Below are 17606 nucleotides of genomic sequence, written 5' to 3'. Positions count from 1 at the left end.
CGCCGAAATATGAAAAAAGCATGAAGAAAAAGGATAAATTTTTTGAACTTTCCCAAAACAAAGTTTGAAACCAGGTCACATCTGCTCTGGCCGCTGGGAGAGAAGGGCGGCGATGTCCCGCACAGCGGCGGCGATGTCCAGCCGGAGCCCGCGGAACATCCCCATTCCGGCCAGATTCAGCAGAACCAGCAGCAGGATAGGCCCTAGAATCATACCCAGAACTCCGGCTACCTGCATCCCTACATAGATACTGACCAGAGAGGCGATAGGGGATAGACCAGTCTGGTCCCCTACGAATTTGGGCTCCATTACCCGGCGGAACATGGCAATAATGCCCCAGATGACCATGATCTCGATGGCGTCGAGGTAGTTGTGGGTAAACAGCGCGATGACGGCCCAGGGGACCATGACCGTGCCGGCGCCGATGATGGGGATAAAGTCCATAATGGCCAGTCCCAGAGCCAGCAGAAGGCCGTACGGCTGACGGATGACAAAGAAGCCGATGAGCAGGATGAAGAATACCCCGATGGAGAGCAGCAGCTCCGCCTTCAAATAGCCTCCGAAGGCCCCCAGGGCGGTGGCCCGGACCTGCCCCAGAAAGTGGAGCGTCCCCTCGTCCAGATGTTGAGCGGCCCGTGAGCGGAGATAGGGGTAGTCCGCCGTCAGCATAAAGGTTGCCATGACAAAAAAGACCAGAGCCAACAGAAAGGAGGAGAAGGAGACTGCCTTCTCTCCAGCATAGGTGGCCAGGTTCCCCAGGTCAGGGGCCGCCGAGGATAAGGTGTCCACCAGCCAGTCGAGAAAGCCCTGATCCGGGCCGGCGATCTGGATCGGGAACTGGGCCACCACCTGTTGAAACATCTGGTCCAGCTGGTCCAGTACACTGATGCCGGCGGCCACTACCCCGTCCCAGTTCTCCGCCAGACTGATGACCTGACGGACAACCGCGTAGCCCAGCCATCCCAGGGCACTCCCTACCAGACCGAAGAGGAGGAGCAGAAGGAGCAAGGTCAGCACGCTTCGGGACCATCCCAGCTTGCGCTGGAACCACTTGACCAGGGGGTTGAGCAGGGCGGCAGCGATGAGGGCGCAGACAAAGGGGGCAAAAAGTGTCAGTAGGGGCCGTCCAAAAAAGGACACCAGAAGGACGGCGGCCAGAGACAGCACCAGCCGGATGGCCAGCCGCAGCCACAGGGCGCCCCGCTGGGGCCAGGTCAGTTGCCCAGGCTTCATTGGTATCATATCCCTCCCTGTTTTTCAGTATCCTACTCTACCTTACCAGAAAAAGCATGAATAAAATGTAAATTTCGGGATGCCTGCCTGTCCCAGAGAAAGAAAAAGGTCCGACTGCTCGCCACAGCCGGACCCCAAAAGAGTTTTATGTGCGATATACCAGACCAATTACATTGGGGCCGGCGTTGATGGACACCACACCACCGATGAGATACTCCAGGGCAGGCTCACAGCCTAGCTCCTGGCGGCAGGCTTCTAGCAGTTTGCCAGCCTGCTCCAGGTTATTGCCATGGACGACCAGATAGGGGCTGTTAGCGCTCCGCTCCTGTTTGCACAGCTCCACAACAGCGGAAATCGCGTTTTTCTCCCCCCGCGCCTTGGACAGTATCTTGGACTCGCCGTTGGCGAAGGTCATAATGGGCTTTAACCCCAGGGCTTCGCCCATGAAGGCTGCCGCGGCGGAGATCCGGCCGGATTTTTTGGCAAACCGCAGGTCAAGAGGGGCGAAGATCACCCGGACATGATCCACCCAATCCTGGATAAAATCCACGATTTCTCCCGCCTGGGCGCCGGCAGCAGCCATCTTGGCCCCCTGCACCACCGCCCAGCCGTAGCCCATGGTGTAGTTTTTGGAGTCGATGATATGGATATGGAAGGTGTCCTGGGCATCGGGGTGGTCCTCATAGAACTCGTCCCGGGCCTGTATGGCGTTGCCATAGGTGGCTGAACCCTTGGAGTTGATAGAGGTGTGGATCAGATCGGTATAGCCCTCTTTCCACGCCTTCTCAAAGCATTCAGTGAAGAGATAGGGGTTCAACTGGGCGTGGGTCGGGATCTGAGGGCTGTCCAGCAGCATCTGAAAGAACTCGTCGGGAGTGAAGTCAAAGCCGTCCATATACTCCCTGTCGCCCATCGCGATGGGAAAAGGGAGGACCTGGATGTTCCACTCCTCCCGCAGAGCGGCGGGAATATCGGAAGCAGAGTCGGTAGAAAATTTAATATGAGCCATGGGGGGCCTCCTTAAAAAGATAGGATAAGCGCCTGGCGGGACATAAAAGGATCGAGAGTATTATCCCAGATGCCGGGGAGATTGTCAATGAACCCCTGCTCCGGCTAGAGCGGATCACTTCTTCCGCAGCCGGGTCCGGGTGCCGTCAGGATGTTGAATGAGGGTATTGTCCAGATGGGCCATCAGATTGGACTTACAGGCGGCGATATACTCCTGTCGCAGCAGGGCCCGTTCAGCCTCCTCCTCTGGGGTGAGGCCGGCGGGAGACTTGGCCTTCCGGGCCAGCTCATTGATGCGGTCGATCTTCTTCTGCTCCATGCCTTTCCCTCCCTTATTCCTGTTCTATCTCGCGTTCAAATACCAGCTCGATGGTCTCAATATGTCCAGAGGCCCGCTGAACGCTGGGCAGATAGCCCACATAACGCCAGCCGGCGGCGGCCCGGCTTCGAATGACTTCCTGGTGGCCCTCAGTCCGGATGCCGACGCCGCCGAACAGGCTGTACCCTCCGGCGGAGAGGGCCAGAACCTCAAATTCATATTCATAGTGTGCCATAGCTGTGCCCTCCTATCCGGCGGCTTAAATATATCTCTCCAATACCAGCATGGTCCGTCCCTTTTTGGACTGGCCGGGGATCTCCCGGACCACGCACTTGCCCAGTCCGCGGCAGGTGAGAATGTCTCCCACATCCACCAGCTTGTCCCCTTTGAGACACTCCCGGTGGTTGACGGCCGCCTTGCCGGCGGAGATATAGGCCATGGCTTTGGAGCGGGACAGGGAAAAACCGGCGGCAAGCACCGCGTCCAGGCGAGGGGTGGCGACTGTGTCCCGGATGAGCCTTACCTTCGCCTCTCCAGGGGAAAGGGAAGCCAGAGGAATTTCCCGGAGCTTTAACCGCCAACGCCCGGCGGACTCCCACTGGGAGAGGAGAATGGGCAGTACCTCCCGGAGCAGGATCACCTGACAGGTCCTGTCGCCAGGGAGCAAGATGTCCCCCAGCTTTTCCCTCGTCAACCCCAGGCCCATAAGGGAGCCCAGAATATCCCGGTGGCTTAACTCGGAACCGGGAGGGAAGGCGGCCTCCAATGCGGCCAGCGGTCCCTCTGGGTCCAACAGGAGGTCGTTCTCATCCTGCCAGTCGGGGAGGAAGGCGCACAGGGCCCGCTCTGCGCCGGGAAAGCCACCCCAAAAGATATGGCGGGGCTGCCCCCAGGCGTTGAGTAAATCGGTGACAGAGGCCTGTTCACCCGGCGAGAGAAAGGGGGTATGGGCTGGGATGCCCCGGTCCTGAGCCAGTTCCAGCTTGTCCAGCACACGGGCCAGCAGCACCCGCTCCGCCCCGTCACGGGCGCAGCGGTCCAGAAGCTCCTTCTTGGTCACGACCCTTCTCGCCTCCCTCTGTTTGCCTGTTCAGTATACTGGACAGGACCTGGGATTGTCAACGAAAAAAGCCGGCCATGGGGAGCATGACCGGCCGCAGGGGGACAAAATTAGTACCGACGGACTACCGCCACCACCTTGCCAACTATCTCGGCTTTGGTGCCGTCGATAGGCGGGTAATCAGGGTTTTGGGGAAGAAGCCAGGTGCAGCCGTCTTTTCTATGAAGGGTTTTGACGGTGGCCTCATCCTCAAAAAGGGCCACTACGATCTCACCATTCCGGGCCTCCTGCTGGCGGTGGACCACCACCAGGTCACCGGGCAGAATCCCGGCGTTCAGCATGGACTCGCCCCGGACCGTGAGGGCGAAGTGCTCCCCGGACAGACCGGCAGTGTCGAAGGTGAGGTAGTCCTCAATACACTCTTGGGCCAGGATAGGGGTGCCGGCGGCTACATTGCCAAGGATGGGTATTTGGTTGGCGTGGGGGTCCTCCTCCTCTGCCACCGGGCCCATGGATGCCCCCGGCAGGGAGATGGCGCGGGTCTTGCCCTCTGCCTTGACGATGACACCGGCCTCCTCCAGCCCCTTCATGTGGAAGTGGACGGTGGAGGGGGATTTCAGTCCCACCGCCGCGCCAATCTCCCGGACCGAAGGGGGATAGCCGTGCTGATTGGTAAAGGAGAGGATATAGTCATAGATCTGCTGCTGCTTGGCGGTCAGTTTGGCCATGGCAAGGGCTCCTTTCGGCAGACGGACAGAAAATTACACACTAAAATTTAGATGTATTTTATCATACATTTGTACGAATGTCAAACGAATGTTCCAAAAATAAGGAAGCCTCTAAAAAAACGCCAGGACCTAGAGGTCCTGGCGGGTAGCTTTGGATGTTCAGAGAGGGGGCATCTCCACAAAACCCTCCCGCTGGAGGCGCAGCCGGGCGTCGTAGAAGCCGGCCATGGTCACGGAGCGATAGGGATAGAGCCACAGCTTTACCGGGATGGAGGCTAGCAGGAGAAGAAGGGCGGAGCGGGGATAGGAGAGGATAATCTGATAGACCATGTAGGCATCCCCGTAGTGCTCCAGGGAAAGAGACTGGAAGAAACCGCCCTGGACCAGAACCAGAAGTAGTGCCAGTGAGTAGAGAAGCAGGTCAAGCAGTTCCCAGCCGATGAAGGAAAAGGCCAGCTTGAACATCTCCCACTTCCAGCCCCGCGTCAGCTCCACACTGCGGCGGACCGCGGCGAAGGCCCCGTAGTCAGGGTGGTCGGCCAGCAAATAGTAGGCCAGGGCGTAGCGCAGAGAGACCCAATAAGAGAAAATCATGATGCCGGCAATTAGAACGGGGATCACAAGGAAGGAGAGGCCTGGGGAGAGAAGAACCGGAATTAGGACCAGCCAGACGACGGGGATGCACAGCAGGGACCAGGCCAGCGTGTGGAGAAAGATCAGAATGGAGGTCATGATAACCAGCAGGGCCACGGAGAAGCCATCGGCTAGGGCGCCCAGTCCGGGAGACAGCTTCCGGGAGGTCCACATGGACCATAGCGTAAAGCCAAAGCCAACTACCGTGGAGTACAGGGAGAGGAGGATGGAAAGGAACAAAGCCGGCAGACTGATGTTTCCTGTGTCCGGGGCCGGAACAAGCAGGCCGGCCAGTGTGGAAACACCAGTGGTCATCAGCAGATATACCAAGGTGACCACCCAGAAGGAAGGACGGGAGCCCCGAATGGCCTCCCTAGCCTGCCTTTTCAGTTCTCTGCGGTCGATCTCCATAAAAACTCTCCGTTCTTACTGTCATAGTTGGGGAAGGGCGCCGCTGCCAGCAGGAGCGAACCTTCGCTCCGGTCCATCCGCGCTGCTCGCGGCGGCTCAAACGCCTCTCTATTCCCACTTGTCCATGATTTGCCGAAGCTGATCGGCCAGCTTGGACAGATCCTTGTTGGAACGGCCCCGGCTGCGGCTGATAAGGTCGGCCAAGTCCTTGGACACATCTTGTAGCCGCAGGAAGGCGGCGGAGGGAGCGGAGGCGCCGCCTGTGGTCCGCTTGCTCTCCAGAACAACGCCCTTTGCCAGCATACGATTTCCCAGCAGATCATAGACCTCCTCATAGAGAGGCGCGTGGGCGGGGATGCCCCGCTCATTCAAATCATTTGCAAAGAGGTCTGTGATCTCACTATCCCCGTGTACCACGAACACTTGGTCCGGCTTGGGGGAGAAATGGCCGATCCAGTCCAGCAGGTGATCCCGGTCGGCGTGAGAGGACAGGCCGGGGAAATTCAGGATCCGGGCCCGGACGGCGATCTCCTCACCAAAAAGCTTTACACTTTTGGCCCCCTCCAGCAGACGGCGGCCCAGAGTGCCCTCCCCCTGATAGCCCACAAAGACCACAGCGCATTCGGGGCGCCATAGGTTGTGCTTCAGGTGGTGGCGGATGCGGCCGGCATCGCACATACCGGAGGCGGAGATGATGATTTTAGAGCTCTTGTCCATATTGAGAGCCTTGGATTCCTCGGTAGACTGGGTCAGGGTCAGGCCGGGGAAGGTGAACAGGTTGTCGCCACCCTGCAGGACGGCAATTGCCTCCTCGTCCAGGTAGCCGTGAAGATCGCCAGCGTAGATCTTGGTGGCCTCAGCGGCCAGGGGAGAGTCCACGCAGACGGTAAAGTTGGGGACCGATTTGACCATCCCCTCATTTTTGATCTCTCGGAGGAAGTAGAGCAGCTCCTGGGTACGGCCTACGGCAAAGGAGGGGATAACAATGTTGCCACCTTTGGAAAACACGTCGTCAATGAGGGCGGCCAGGGCCTCGGTATAGCTCTCTGGGGGCTGGTGGTTCCGGTCGCCGTAGGTGGACTCCATGATGACATAATCCGCCTCTGTCACAAAGGAGGGGTCCCGGATGACAGGCTGGTCTACGTTGCCCAGATCTCCGGAGAAGACCAGCTTTTTGGTGACACCGTTCTCAGTGGCCCAGATCTCCACACAGGAGGAGCCCAGCAGATGGCCGGCGTCGCAGAAGCGGACCTCTACACCCTCGCACAGCTCGAAGATTTGTCCGTACTCCTGGGTATTGAGGAGCTGGAGGGCCTCCTCCGCGTCTGTCAGGGTGTAGAGGGGCTCTACCTCCTCCCGGCCGGCCCGCTTTCCCTTCTGGTTCTGCCACTGGGCATCGCTCTCCTGAATATGAGCGGAGTCTCGGAGCATGATGGACAGCAGCTGGGCGGTGAGCCGGGTGGTATAGATGGGCCCGGAAAAGCCCTCCTTGACCAGCAGCGGAATGCGGCCGGAGTGGTCGATATGGGCGTGGGTGACCAAAACATAGTCGATGTAGCTGGGGGAAAAATCCAGGGCGTTGTCATCGTGCTCGTCCCGGCCCTGCTGGAGACCGCAGTCGATCAGGATCTTCCTGCCGTTGACTTCCAGACAGTGGCAGCTGCCGGTGACCGCGTGGGCCGCGCCAAAAAACGTAAGCTTCATGTAACAGTTCCTCCTTCGGTGCCGATTCTTGTCTTTATTGTACACGGACCAGGGAAGAAAATCCACAGGAAATTGTAAATTATGTGTAAAAGACGGGGGCTACAGCAGACCGAAATGTTCCAGAGCGGACAAAATACCGTCCTCATCCACTGTCCCGGTCACAAAGTCGGCGTGAGAGCGTACGAGAGCGTCGGCGTTGCCCATGGCTACTCCCACATGGGCGTGGCGGAGCATAGGAATGTCGTTTTCCCCATCGCCGAAGGCCATGGTGTCCTCCAGGGAGATGCCGAAGAAGTCCAAAATGGCGTCCATACCCTGGTCCTTGCCGCCGCCTGGGGAAATAATATCCACGAAATCTGGGTGCCAGCGCATGACCTCCAGTCCTGGGAAGGGGTCTCCTAAAGCCTGCTGCTCCTCCCGGGTGAGGAAGGCGGTGGCCTGAAACACCTGTCGCCCTTCCGCCCGCCGGGCGGGAGCGGAGGGGGGGAGGGGGACAGCTAGCTGCTTGGGGAACACCTGAGCCCGCGGCCCCGGGTTTACAAGGTAGCAGTCCTCCTCCTCCAAAAAGATACAGGGGATAGTGGAATGCTCCATCAGCTCCACCAGAGCTTTCACCCGCTCCGGAGCGAAGGGGACGCTTCGAAGCACCCGGTCCTGAGCAAAGCAGTATTGGCCGCTGAGGGTGATGCAGCCATCGAAGGGAAAGAGATCCCGGACCGACTGACTCATGACTTTGTGGCGGCCTGTGGACAGGAATAACCGGATTCCCCTCTCCCGCAGGCGGTGGAGGCCCTCCAAGACAGCGGGAGAAATTGTGTGGGTCTGGAAGCTAACCAGAGTGCCGTCGATATCAAAAAAAATGGCTTTTACCATGATACAATCAAACCTTTTCCAATAGGATTCGCATGAACAAAACCTATTGTACACTAAGAACGGGCAGATTTCCAGACGATCTTTTCTGGAAGGGAGAGCAGCGGCGAAAAATAGGCATAAAAGCCCCCACTTGTCCCATAGGATGGAGCAAAAGGGGGTGAAAACATGGCCTATGAAAATGAGAAGCTTCGGCCGGACACAGGCCACCATGTGATCCTAGAGGACCGGGAGCAGCTAATGATATCGGGGGTGGAGGAGGTGGAAAGCTTTGACGAGAGCGCCATCTTCCTGACAACTGCCCAGGGGGGGCTGGAGATCCAGGGGGAGGGGCTCCACATCGAAAAGCTGTCCTTGGACGGAGGAGATCTGAAGGTCGAGGGGACGGTGAACGCCCTGATCTACGAGAGCGGCGGGCGGGAGCAGGGCGGTCTGCTGGGCCGCCTATTCGGCAGATGACCATCGATACCGTTCAGCAGGGTCAGGCTCTGTGCCAGGCTCTGGCGCTGGGGGCGCTGTTTGGGCTGCTGTACGACCTGTTCCGTATTCTGAGAGTCCGGGTGAAGCTGCCCGTGGTGGGTCCCCTGCTGGATCTGGTGTTCTGGCTGGTGGCCACGGGGACTCTGTTTCTCTGGTCCCAGGGGGCCTGGGGGGGACAGATCCGTTTCTACGGCGCCTTGTTCTGCATGGCGGGGGGAGGGGTATACTTCTGGGTGATCAGCCCCTGGTTTTTGAAGCTGGGCTACTTTATGGCGGATATCGTCACCTTCCTTTTGGGAATTTTGACCTTCCCGCTGGCCCTAGGGAAGGCTGTTTTAAAAAAATTCGGAAAACTTGCGAAAAATACCTTTCTTTCCGGCGTGAAATGGTATAGAATAGGACAGAAAACCGAGGAGATGGAGCGCGCGGTCCGCCGACGAGCCGCCAGGGAGAGAGGAGAGGATGTCTATGAAGCTGAAGCGAGCTGGGTTTTTGACCAAAATCGTGGTGCTGGCCCTGCTGATCTATATGGCCACCTCTCTTCTGGACCTGAGGGGCCAGATACAGACAGCCCAAGTCCAGCGGGATACGCTGGCCCGGCAGGTCAGCGACCAGCGGCTGGAAAACCAGGAGCTGGAGGCCGCCATCGAAAACAGCGACGATCCTGAGATGCTGGAGCAGGTGGCCCGGGAAAAGGGCCATGTGAAGCAGGATGAGATCGTCTATATCGATGTGGCCAACTGAGCGATCCAGTCAAACGGGCTCTCCAGCGCCGTAATCTGTGTGTGGCGGCGCGGGGAAATTTACAAGGAGGATATTTCGGTCAGTTATGGAGTTTGGTGTTGGGTCCATCTTGGACGGTAAGGTAACGGGAATTACAAAGTTTGGGGCCTTCGTGTCCCTGCCGGAGGGAAGATCCGGCTTGGTCCATATTTCAGAGATCGCCTATTCCTATGTCAACGAGGTGTCCGACCACCTACAGGAGGGGCAGGAGGTCAAAGTGAAGGTCATCGGCATCGACCAAGCCAACCGGATCAACCTGTCCATCAAGCAGGTGGCTCCGCCCCCCCAGCGTGGCCCCCGTCCCAACGGAGGCGGCCGCCCCAGTCAGGGCGGCGGACGGCCCATGGGCTTTGCCCGGCCCGCCCCCAAGGAACCCAGCGATTTTGAGGACCGGCTCAAGCAGTTCATGCAGTCGTCAGACAGCAAGCTGTCCGAGTTGCGCTATATTGAAAAAAAGGGCGGGAACCGCCGGGGAGGCGGCCGCCGGTAAGCGGGATATGACAGGGCCGCCGCATATGCGGCGGCCCTGATTTTCACAAAAGAAAACGCCCCGTATGGGGCGTTCAGTCCCACGGGAAGAAAGATACCGTGGGGAAGCATATTGGTCGAGCCGTTTTAACTGTAACAAAATATCTCAAAAGAGTCAATGGGAGCCTTTGTCGCTTCCTGTCAGTGGAGGAAAATATGCTTATTATCAATGGGACCGTCCACACCATGGATGGCCTAACCATCCCCAACGGATATGTGGCCGTGTCTGGGGACAAGATTGCCAAGGTGGGGCCTATGGAGGAGTGCCCCGACCACTGGGAGGGAGAGACCCTGGACGCACGCCAGGGCCATATCCTGCCCGGCTTTATTGACGCCCATTGTCATCTGGGGATGTTCGGTGATGCCCTGGGCTTTGAGGCCGACGACGGGAACGAGGCTACCGACCCCTGTACCCCCCACCTCCGGGCCATAGACGCGGTCAATCCGCTGGACCGGTGTTTTGAGGAGGCCCGTCAGGCTGGTGTCACCACCGTACTCACCGGGCCGGGCTCCGCCAACCCCATCTCCGGTCAGTTCGCCGCCATTAAGACCACCGGAAAGTGGGTGGACGCCATGGTGGTCCAGGCACCGGCGGCCATGAAGCTGGCTCTGGGAGAAAATCCAAAATGCGTTTACAACGAGCGGCATGAAACCCCGGTCACCCGTATGGCTACCGCCGCCATCATCCGGGAAAACCTGGCCAAGGCCCTGGAGTATGGAGAGAAGCTGGAACGAGCCGCGGAGGACGAGGAGGAGGACAAGCCCGACTATGACGCCAAGCTGGAGGCCCTGCTGCCCGTGGTCCGAGGGGAGCTGCCCGTCCACATTCACGCCCACCGGGCGGACGACATTGCCACCGCCATCCGCATCTCCAAGGAGTTCGGACTGAAGTGCGTCATCGTCCACGGCACGGAAGCCCATCTGATCCCCGAACTGCTGGTCCAGGAGGGGGTGCCTGTCATTACCGGGCCCTGCCTGGGGGACCGGTCCAAGCCGGAGCTGGCCAATATGACCATCGAATCCCCGGCGGTCCTCGCGCTCCACGGAGTCAAGACGGCCATCTGTACCGACCACCCAGAGGTGCCGGTCCAGCACCTGGCCCTGTGTGCCGCCATGGCGGTGAAAGGTGGCATGAACCCGGAGGCCGCCCTGGCCGCCATCACCATCAACCCCGCTCAGATTGCCGGGATCGATAACCGGGTGGGCTCCCTGACGCCGGGGAAGGACGCGGATATCGTCATCACCTCCGGCCACCCCATCAATCTGTTCAGCCGGGTCCAGACGGTGCTGATCGGCGGACAGCGGATAAAGGGATAGGTCCAGGAAAATTTAGAAAAAATTAACAAAAACCTATGGATATTTTTCGTGCTTGTGGTATAATAGATTAACGGTGGGAGGGAACTCCCTCTCCGCTGGAGAGGTGAGTCCCTCCCGTCGCTATACCTTGCCTGATAGGGCGAAAGGAGCGAAAGTTATGAAATTTGTGTTCACGGACAAAAAGGTGACCCTGCCCAACTTCATCCACAAGTACGCGGAGAAAAAGGTGGGAAAGCTGGACCGTTTTTTTAAGGAGGATGCCACCGCCTCGATCACGTTCAGTGTGGAGAAGGAGCGGCTGAACAGGGTGGAGATCACCATCCGCTCCAGCGGCACTATTTTCCGGGTATCTGAGAGTACCTCTGATATGCAGGCGTCCATCGACGCCGCGGTAACCACCCTGGAGCGTCAGATTCGGAAGAACAAGACCCGGCTGGAGAAGCGGCTGCGCCAAGGGGCCTTCGAGCGGGCGGTGGATGCGGCGGAGGTCTCCTCCTTCGCCCCAGAGGAGCCGGAGGAGGGCGAGTACCGCATCGTCCGGAGCAAGACCTTCCCTATCAAGCCTATGAGCCGGGACGAGGCTATTTTGCAGATGAATCTGCTGGGGCACAGCTTCTTCGCCTTTAAGGACGAGGAGGCCGGTGGGGCCTTCGCCGTGGTCTACCGCCGGTATGATGGGGACTATGGTATTATTGAAGACGAGCAGTAAGATAGTTGTCCGGGGAGCGGGATTCCGCTCCCCGGTTTTTTATGGCTGATTCTGTTTCCAAGAGGAGAGGCCGGTTGACGACTGGTGTCCTGGGCCGTATAATGAAAGAAAACTTTGTTTGGAGGGCGGGGCATGAGCCGTGAAAAGGTCCTATCCCTGCTGCGGGAGCGGCAGGGAGACTATTTGTCCGGGGAGGCGATGAGCCGGGAGCTGGGCATCAGCCGAGCGGGCGTATGGAAGGCCATTGAGGGCTTGCGGCAGGAGGGGTACACTATCTCCTCCGCCCCAAACCGGGGCTATCGGCTGGAGGCGGGCCCTGACCGCCTGCGGGCGGGGGAGTTGTCCGGTCCCCTGTCCGGCTCTCTGGTGGGCGGCAGCCTGCTGTGCCTGGATGTCATCGACTCCACCAACACAGAGTGCAAGCGTCAGGCTATGGCCGGCGCGGTCGAGGGACTGGTAGTGACGGCGGAGGAACAGACCGGAGGCCGGGGCCGCAGGGGCCGCTCTTTCCAGTCGCCCCGGGGGAAGGGGCTGTATCTCTCCGCCTTGCTGCGGCCCCGGCTGGAGCCCGCCCAGGTGGCTAATTTTACCGCCTGGGTGGCGGTGGCAGTGTGCGATGGCATCCAGGCTGCCTGCGGGCTCCGTCCCCAGATCAAGTGGACCAACGACATCATCCTCAACGGGAAAAAGCTGGTGGGGATCCTCACGGAGCTGGGGCTGGTTAGTGAGAGCAACGATTTGGACTATCTGGTTACCGGAATCGGGGTCAATGTGAACCAGAGCGCCGGGGACTTTGACCCGGAGATCCGGGATATGGCCACTTCTTTGGCCCTGGCTCTGGGGCGGCCGGTACGCCGGTCGGAGCTGGCGGTTCAGATTATCCGGGCCCTGGACCGAGCCTATGCCGGTTTTCCGCAAAACCAGGGCGAATATTTGGAGAAGTACAGGGCCGACTGCATCACCATTGGCAGGCAGGTCCAGGTCATCACGCCCATCTCCCGGCGAGAGGGATTCGCCGTTGCGGTGGACGACGGCTTTGACCTTCTGGTCCAGTTTCCGGACGGAACAGAGGAGGCATTTTCCTCCGGGGAGGTGTCCGTCCGGGGAATGTATGGATATGTGTGATTAAGCAATAAAGGGCGGAGGACTTTGACAGTCCCCCGCCCTTTATTTTGACGGTGTCCGCCCAATCGGAGAATTCAATACAAAGAAAAGCGGAGTCAAGTTAAAAGTGAATCCTTATCGTTAAGAAATTGCAAAAATGAAGAAGGAGTAGCTGGATAATTCCCACAAAAATAATACTAATTATGTTATATTCCTATAATATGAAATTTATAAGGAAAAGAAAATTCATCCGCTGTCGCGTTCTGAGGGGAAAAAGCGGTCTGACTGAGTAATCATGTAGTCCACAAACAGCTGAATCAGAGCCCGGCTGCCTTCCTGTTTGCGGTAAGTGAGATAGATGTTTCTGGTAGACAGCTCCGGCGGGAGGCGGTAAAAAAAGTGGTTAGAAGAGGGAGCGACCCGGTAGAGGGAAGAATCCCGAATAACGGTGATGCCAGACCCCTCATTAGACAGATAGTAGGCTGTGAGCAACTGGTCCATGTAGTGGATTACTTTGGGAGTAAAACCGGCTGACTCACACAGCTTTTGCAGCAGGTCGTGGCTGTGATTGCCCGGTTTGAGAGAGATAAAAGGTTCGTCCCGAAAGGCGGCCATATCCACAGGGGGGACATGATCATCTAAATGGAGCCGCCGGCGCACCTCGTCAAAGGTGAGCCGGTAGCGCCGAAGCTTTTCGTTGCAGGGCAGCTGGGCCGGGACAGCCAGGACCATATGCTCCTGGGCCACGACTGTGCTCTCCAAAGCACAGTCGTGAATTTCATTTACATCTAAACTAAAGTCCAACTGGCCCCGGGTCAACATCTGCAGGCCCCGGTTACTGCTGGTTTCCACAGGATTGACCTGGACGGCAGGGTGCAGGGATTGGAACTGCTGGATTAGTTCAGGCAGTACATAGGTGCAGTAAAACGTGCCGCTCCCAATCGCCAGGGAGCCGTGCTCTCCCTGGCTTAAATTATCGAAATACTCTGACATCTCCTGCTCGATGGCCTGAAATCGCTTGATGCAGCTGATATAGTATTCCCCAGCCTGAGTGGGGCGGATGGGCTTCTGAGAGCGGTCAAACAGAGTGGCGTGCAGGCTGCGCTCGGTCCGAGCTACGATCGCGCTGAGAGCTGGCTGGGAAATATATAGATTCTTGGCGGCTTGGCTGAAGCTGCCGTCCAAATAGATCTGGTAGATATACTCCATGTTTTTTTCCATTGGGGTCACCTCCACACTAAATATTATAGCATATATAACTTTAAAATTATAGAGCAATAATACAAAAAATATTTGAAATAGAACGAAACTCTCATCTATTATGTGCATAGTGGAACTGCTCTTTCCGTCTCCGCCTCTGGACGGTGGTGTCAGAGAGAGCCGGACCCCAGGCCGGCAAAAGAGCGGAAAATTGAGCGGCGGCTGGTCAGGGGCGAGTACCCATCATATGAAAAAGGAGAAGAGAGAAATGCTAAAAAAAATACCCCTTTGGGTCCAGATCCTGATAGGCATTGCCATAGGCGCTATTATTGGTGTGGCAGTGCCAGATATCGTACCCTACATCAGCTTCCTCGGCGATATCTTCCTGCGTCTGCTGAAGATGCTCATAGCGCCCCTGGTTCTGCTTACCCTGATCAATGGCGTGTGTAAGATGGGCGATGTGGGAATGCTCCGCAAGGTGGGCGTCCGTATCGTGATCTATTACATGATTACCTCTACCCTGGCGTCCGCTGTGGGCGTGATTGGAGGCGTGATCACCCAGCCCGGCAAGGGAGTTACCGACCTGCTGACCTCCGAGGCTGGTGAGGCTGTTGAGTACAACTTCATCGACAACATGGTGTCGTGGATCCCGGAAAATATCTTTACTTCCCTATCCGAGGGCAATACCCTTCAGATCATCTTCTTCGCCATCTTTATGGGCTGCGTCTTACTGGTACTGGGCGACCGGGTGAAGCGCCTGGTGGATCTCGTCGACCAGGGGGCCGAGGCTATGCTGAAGATGACCGAGTATGTCATGGCCTTCTCTCCCATCGGCATCATGGCCCTGATTGCCGACATGGTCACTACGATCAGCGCCAACATGATGAAGCAGGTCATCGTTTTCATCACTACTGACTGGGTGTGCTGCCTGCTGGTCATGTTCCTGATGGAGCCCATTATCGCCGCTGTCCTGGGCCGGGTCAATCCTATGCGCCTGTTCAAGAAGATCGCGCCGGCCATCATCGTAGCCGCCTCTACCTCCTCCAGCGCCGCTACCCTGCCCGTTTCCATGAAGATTGCCGACAGCAAGCTGGGCGTACCGGAGAAGATTTACGGTTTTACCCTTCCTCTGGGCAACACCTGTAATATGAACGGAATGGCTGTGGCTGTGGGCGTCATCAGCGTCTTTGCTTCCAATCTGTACGGCTATGAGATTACCTTGGGAAGCCTGATCCAGTTTGTATTCCTGGGTCTGATTATCTCCATCGGCGCCGCCGGCGTCAAGGGGGCTGGCGTGGTCATGTCTACTGTGCTGCTCCAGACCCTGGGGATGCCCTTGACTCTGATCCCCATCCTGGCCGCCATCTGGCCTGTGATTGATCCCTTCCACACCACTGCCAACAATATTGATGACCTGGTAGGCACTGTGGTGGTGTCCAACTCCCTGGGCGAGCTGGACAAGAAGGTTTTTGACGCCGACTGAGCTCCCGTAAACAACCCAGATGAGTGAACAGGGGCTCCGGCTGTCCAGAGCCGGGGTCCTTGTTGCCTACTGACCGCCCCAATGGGCAGAAAGGAAAAGAAATAGAGCTATGGCACTGCAATTCAACAAGTATATTTTGCAGATGAAGCCCTCCGCCTCCATGGAAACCATGGCAAAGGCTAAAAAGCTGAAGGCCCAGGACCCGGAAATCATCGACCTGGCCGGCGGGGAGCCTGACTTTGACACCCCCAAGAAGATCTGTGACGAGCTGTTCCGCCAGATCAATGCGGGTTTTACCCACTATACCGTAGGTCCCGGCCTGCCGGAGCTGCGCCAGCGCATCGCTGACAAGCTGGAGCGGGAGAACGGCTGCCACTACGACCCCAGCGGCGTGGTAGTCACCCCCGGCGGAAAGTACGCCATCTATATCGCCGTCCGGGCCCTGGTAAACGCCGGGGATGAGGTGATGTACCTGACTCCGGGCTGGGTGTCCTATCCCTCCATCATCCAGGCATCCGGCGGCGTTCCGGTGGAGGTGGACCTTGCCTATGAGGATCGCTACCGCATTACCCTGGAGCTGCTGGAGGAGAAGGTGAGCGCCAAGACCCGGATGCTCATTATCAACTACCCCAACAACCCCACTGGCCGGGTGCTTACCCAGAAAGAGGCCCAGGTGCTGCGCCAATTCATGCTCAATCACCCCGACCTGGTGCTGCTCTCCGACGAGATGTACGAGCGCATCCTCTTTGACGGCCAGGAAAACGTGAGCCCCGCCTCCTTCCCCGACATTGCCGACCGTGTCATCACAGTCAACGGCTTCTCCAAGAGCGTGGCCATGACAGGCTGGCGGATCGGCTACCTGGCCGCTGACCCCAAGATCGCCTCTATGGCGGCGATGCTCTTCTCCCACACCATCAGCTGTACCAGCGGGTTTATCCAGAAGGCTGCCGCCGTGGCCTTTGACTGCGGCGAGGAGATCGAGGAAATGCGCCGCCGCTATCAGCAGCGCCGCGACCTCTTCGTCAACGGGCTGAACCAGATCCCTGGCGTCCACTGTGAGATGCCAGAGGGGGCCTTCTACGCCTGGACTAATTTTGAGATCCCCGGTATGGACTCCAATCAGGTGTGCGAGTTTATTATGGAAAAGGCCAAGGTAGTAGGTGTGCCCGGCGTGTCCTATGGGGACAAGACGGGCAGCCGCATCCGCTTCTCCTTCGCGGCGGCGGACGACCAGCTGGCCCAGGCAGTGAAAAACATCGCCGCGGCGATGGCACAGATAGGAGAGAAAGTATGAGCAACATTGGCTGTAAAGTAGTGACGGATTTTGTCCGCCCTGATCCGAAGCTGGTAGAGGCCTTCCGGGGAATGCCGGTGGCCAACATTGACGACAACATGGGCCGCACTGCCGCTGTCCATCAGAGCATCCGGCCGCTGAACAAGGTTCCCCTGGTAGGGGTTGCCTTTACCATCAAGGTGCCCCAGGGGGATAACCTGATGTTCCACAAGGCCATGGATCTGGCCAAGCCGGGCGACGTCATTGTTATCGACGCTGGCGGCTTTGATGACCGGTCTATCTTTGGCGAACTGATGGCCACCTACTGCAAGGTGCGGGGGGTAGCCGGCCTGGTGGTGGATGGAGCCATCCGGGACCAGGAGGCTCTGTGTGAGATGGATATGCCCATCTACGCCAAAAGCACTACCCCCAACGGCCCCTATAAAAATGGGCCTGGTGAGATCAATGTCCCAGTGGTCATCGGCGGCCGGGTGGTCCGCCCCGGCGACATTCTAGTGGGGGACCAGGACGGCCTGATCGTCATTCCGCCTGAGCAGGCCCAGGAGGTGCTGGAAAAGACCCGCGCCACCATGGAGAAGGAGGCCAAAATCATGGAGGATATTTTGACCAAGGGCACCTACATCCGCCCATGGGTGGATGAGAAGCTGAACGAGATCGGCTGCGACATGATTTGAGCATAAGAAAGGGAGCGGGCCATGTGGACCCGCTCCCTTTTCGCAAGCGATATTGGATGAGAAAAGGC

General features: G+C 58.1%; 19 protein-coding genes and 1 pseudogene. 10 read left to right on the top strand and 10 right to left on the bottom strand.

The window, feature by feature from the left end:
- Positions 1–75: 75 nt before the first annotated feature.
- The 9 genes from ytvI to ACEVJK_RS09475 form a co-directional block, all read right to left on the bottom strand.
- On the bottom strand, positions 76–1233 hold the full coding sequence (ytvI, locus tag ACEVJK_RS09515) for a sporulation integral membrane protein YtvI (protein WP_186852313.1): 1158 nt from the start codon (positions 1231–1233) through the stop codon (positions 76–78).
- 145 nt (positions 1234–1378) lie between these two features.
- Positions 1379–2242 (bottom strand): DegV family protein, encoded by an 864-nt coding sequence (locus ACEVJK_RS09510; protein WP_186852312.1) that lies wholly within the window; start codon positions 2240–2242, stop codon positions 1379–1381.
- 114 nt (positions 2243–2356) lie between these two features.
- Positions 2357–2560 (bottom strand): DUF896 domain-containing protein, encoded by a 204-nt coding sequence (locus tag ACEVJK_RS09505; RefSeq protein WP_147572738.1) that lies wholly within the window; start codon positions 2558–2560, stop codon positions 2357–2359.
- 13 nt (positions 2561–2573) lie between these two features.
- Positions 2574–2795 carry a DUF4177 domain-containing protein gene (locus ACEVJK_RS09500; RefSeq protein ID WP_147572737.1) on the bottom strand — a complete coding sequence of 74 codons (222 nt, stop codon included), beginning with the start codon at positions 2793–2795 and terminating at the stop codon, positions 2574–2576.
- Between the two features lie 24 nt (positions 2796–2819).
- Positions 2820–3620 (bottom strand): RNA-binding protein, encoded by an 801-nt coding sequence (locus tag ACEVJK_RS09495; RefSeq protein WP_147572735.1) that lies wholly within the window; start codon positions 3618–3620, stop codon positions 2820–2822.
- Positions 3621–3730: 110 nt separating this feature from the next.
- Complete coding sequence (lexA, locus tag ACEVJK_RS09490) at positions 3731–4348, bottom strand: transcriptional repressor LexA (RefSeq protein ID WP_374740434.1); 618 nt, start codon at positions 4346–4348, stop codon at positions 3731–3733.
- 159 nt (positions 4349–4507) lie between these two features.
- Positions 4508–5392: a DUF975 family protein gene (locus tag ACEVJK_RS09485; protein WP_374740433.1), complete on the bottom strand. Its 885-nt coding sequence runs from the start codon at positions 5390–5392 to the stop codon at positions 4508–4510.
- Positions 5393–5500: 108 nt separating this feature from the next.
- Positions 5501–7096: an MBL fold metallo-hydrolase RNA specificity domain-containing protein gene (locus ACEVJK_RS09480; RefSeq protein ID WP_147572730.1), complete on the bottom strand. Its 1596-nt coding sequence runs from the start codon at positions 7094–7096 to the stop codon at positions 5501–5503.
- Positions 7097–7195: 99 nt separating this feature from the next.
- The gene (locus ACEVJK_RS09475; RefSeq protein ID WP_374740432.1) at positions 7196–7969 is read right to left on the bottom strand and encodes a Cof-type HAD-IIB family hydrolase; all 774 of its coding nucleotides are present in this window, start codon (positions 7967–7969) and stop codon (positions 7196–7198) included.
- 165 nt (positions 7970–8134) lie between these two features.
- On the opposite strand from ACEVJK_RS09475, the gene ACEVJK_RS09470 reads away from it, so the two are divergent.
- From ACEVJK_RS09470 to ACEVJK_RS09440, 7 genes and pseudogenes are all read left to right on the top strand, one after another.
- On the top strand, positions 8135–8425 hold the full coding sequence (locus tag ACEVJK_RS09470; protein WP_147572728.1) for a YabP/YqfC family sporulation protein: 291 nt from the start codon (positions 8135–8137) through the stop codon (positions 8423–8425).
- Positions 8422–8679, top strand: a pseudogene (yabQ, locus tag ACEVJK_RS09465) (spore cortex biosynthesis protein YabQ); the annotation flags it as partial. The gene ACEVJK_RS09470 and the pseudogene yabQ, both read left to right, overlap by 4 nt.
- Before the next feature lie 235 nt (positions 8680–8914).
- Positions 8915–9190 carry a septum formation initiator family protein gene (locus ACEVJK_RS09460; RefSeq protein ID WP_147572725.1) on the top strand — a complete coding sequence of 92 codons (276 nt, stop codon included), beginning with the start codon at positions 8915–8917 and terminating at the stop codon, positions 9188–9190.
- A gap of 85 nt (positions 9191–9275) precedes the next feature.
- A complete protein-coding gene (locus ACEVJK_RS09455; protein WP_186852305.1) occupies positions 9276–9719 on the top strand; it encodes a S1 RNA-binding domain-containing protein in 444 nt (147 codons plus the stop codon).
- 194 nt (positions 9720–9913) lie between these two features.
- Positions 9914–11074, top strand: coding sequence for an amidohydrolase (locus ACEVJK_RS09450; RefSeq protein ID WP_186852304.1), 1161 nt, complete (start codon positions 9914–9916; stop codon positions 11072–11074).
- Positions 11075–11231: 157 nt separating this feature from the next.
- Entirely contained in the window at positions 11232–11783 is a 552-nt protein-coding gene (gene hpf, locus ACEVJK_RS09445; protein WP_147572720.1) for a ribosome hibernation-promoting factor, HPF/YfiA family, read from the top strand.
- A gap of 132 nt (positions 11784–11915) precedes the next feature.
- A complete protein-coding gene (locus tag ACEVJK_RS09440) occupies positions 11916–12908 on the top strand; it encodes a biotin--[acetyl-CoA-carboxylase] ligase (RefSeq protein ID WP_147572718.1) in 993 nt (330 codons plus the stop codon).
- 225 nt (positions 12909–13133) lie between these two features.
- Here ACEVJK_RS09440 and ACEVJK_RS09435 read toward each other — a convergent pair whose 3' ends face one another.
- On the bottom strand, positions 13134–14108 hold the full coding sequence (locus ACEVJK_RS09435) for a LysR family transcriptional regulator (RefSeq protein WP_186852302.1): 975 nt from the start codon (positions 14106–14108) through the stop codon (positions 13134–13136).
- 247 nt (positions 14109–14355) lie between these two features.
- Here ACEVJK_RS09435 and ACEVJK_RS09430 point away from each other — a divergent pair, with 247 nt between their 5' ends.
- The 3 genes from ACEVJK_RS09430 (at position 14356) to ACEVJK_RS09420 (ending at position 17538) form a co-directional block, all read left to right on the top strand.
- Positions 14356–15570: a dicarboxylate/amino acid:cation symporter gene (locus tag ACEVJK_RS09430; RefSeq protein WP_147572714.1), complete on the top strand. Its 1215-nt coding sequence runs from the start codon at positions 14356–14358 to the stop codon at positions 15568–15570.
- A gap of 109 nt (positions 15571–15679) precedes the next feature.
- Positions 15680–16864 (top strand): pyridoxal phosphate-dependent aminotransferase, encoded by a 1185-nt coding sequence (locus tag ACEVJK_RS09425; RefSeq protein WP_147572712.1) that lies wholly within the window; start codon positions 15680–15682, stop codon positions 16862–16864.
- Positions 16861–17538: an RraA family protein gene (locus tag ACEVJK_RS09420; protein WP_147572710.1), complete on the top strand. Its 678-nt coding sequence runs from the start codon at positions 16861–16863 to the stop codon at positions 17536–17538. The genes ACEVJK_RS09425 and ACEVJK_RS09420 overlap by 4 nt, the downstream gene beginning before the upstream one ends.
- The last annotated feature ends 68 nt before the right edge of the window (positions 17539–17606 follow it).

This window comes from Flintibacter sp. P01028, assembly GCF_041925235.1.
In the GTDB taxonomy this organism is placed as follows: Bacteria; Bacillota; Clostridia; order Oscillospirales; family Oscillospiraceae; genus Lawsonibacter; species Lawsonibacter aceti.
The sequence above is the reverse complement of the archived record's forward strand: the minus strand, read 5'-3'. Positions and strand labels throughout refer to the sequence as shown.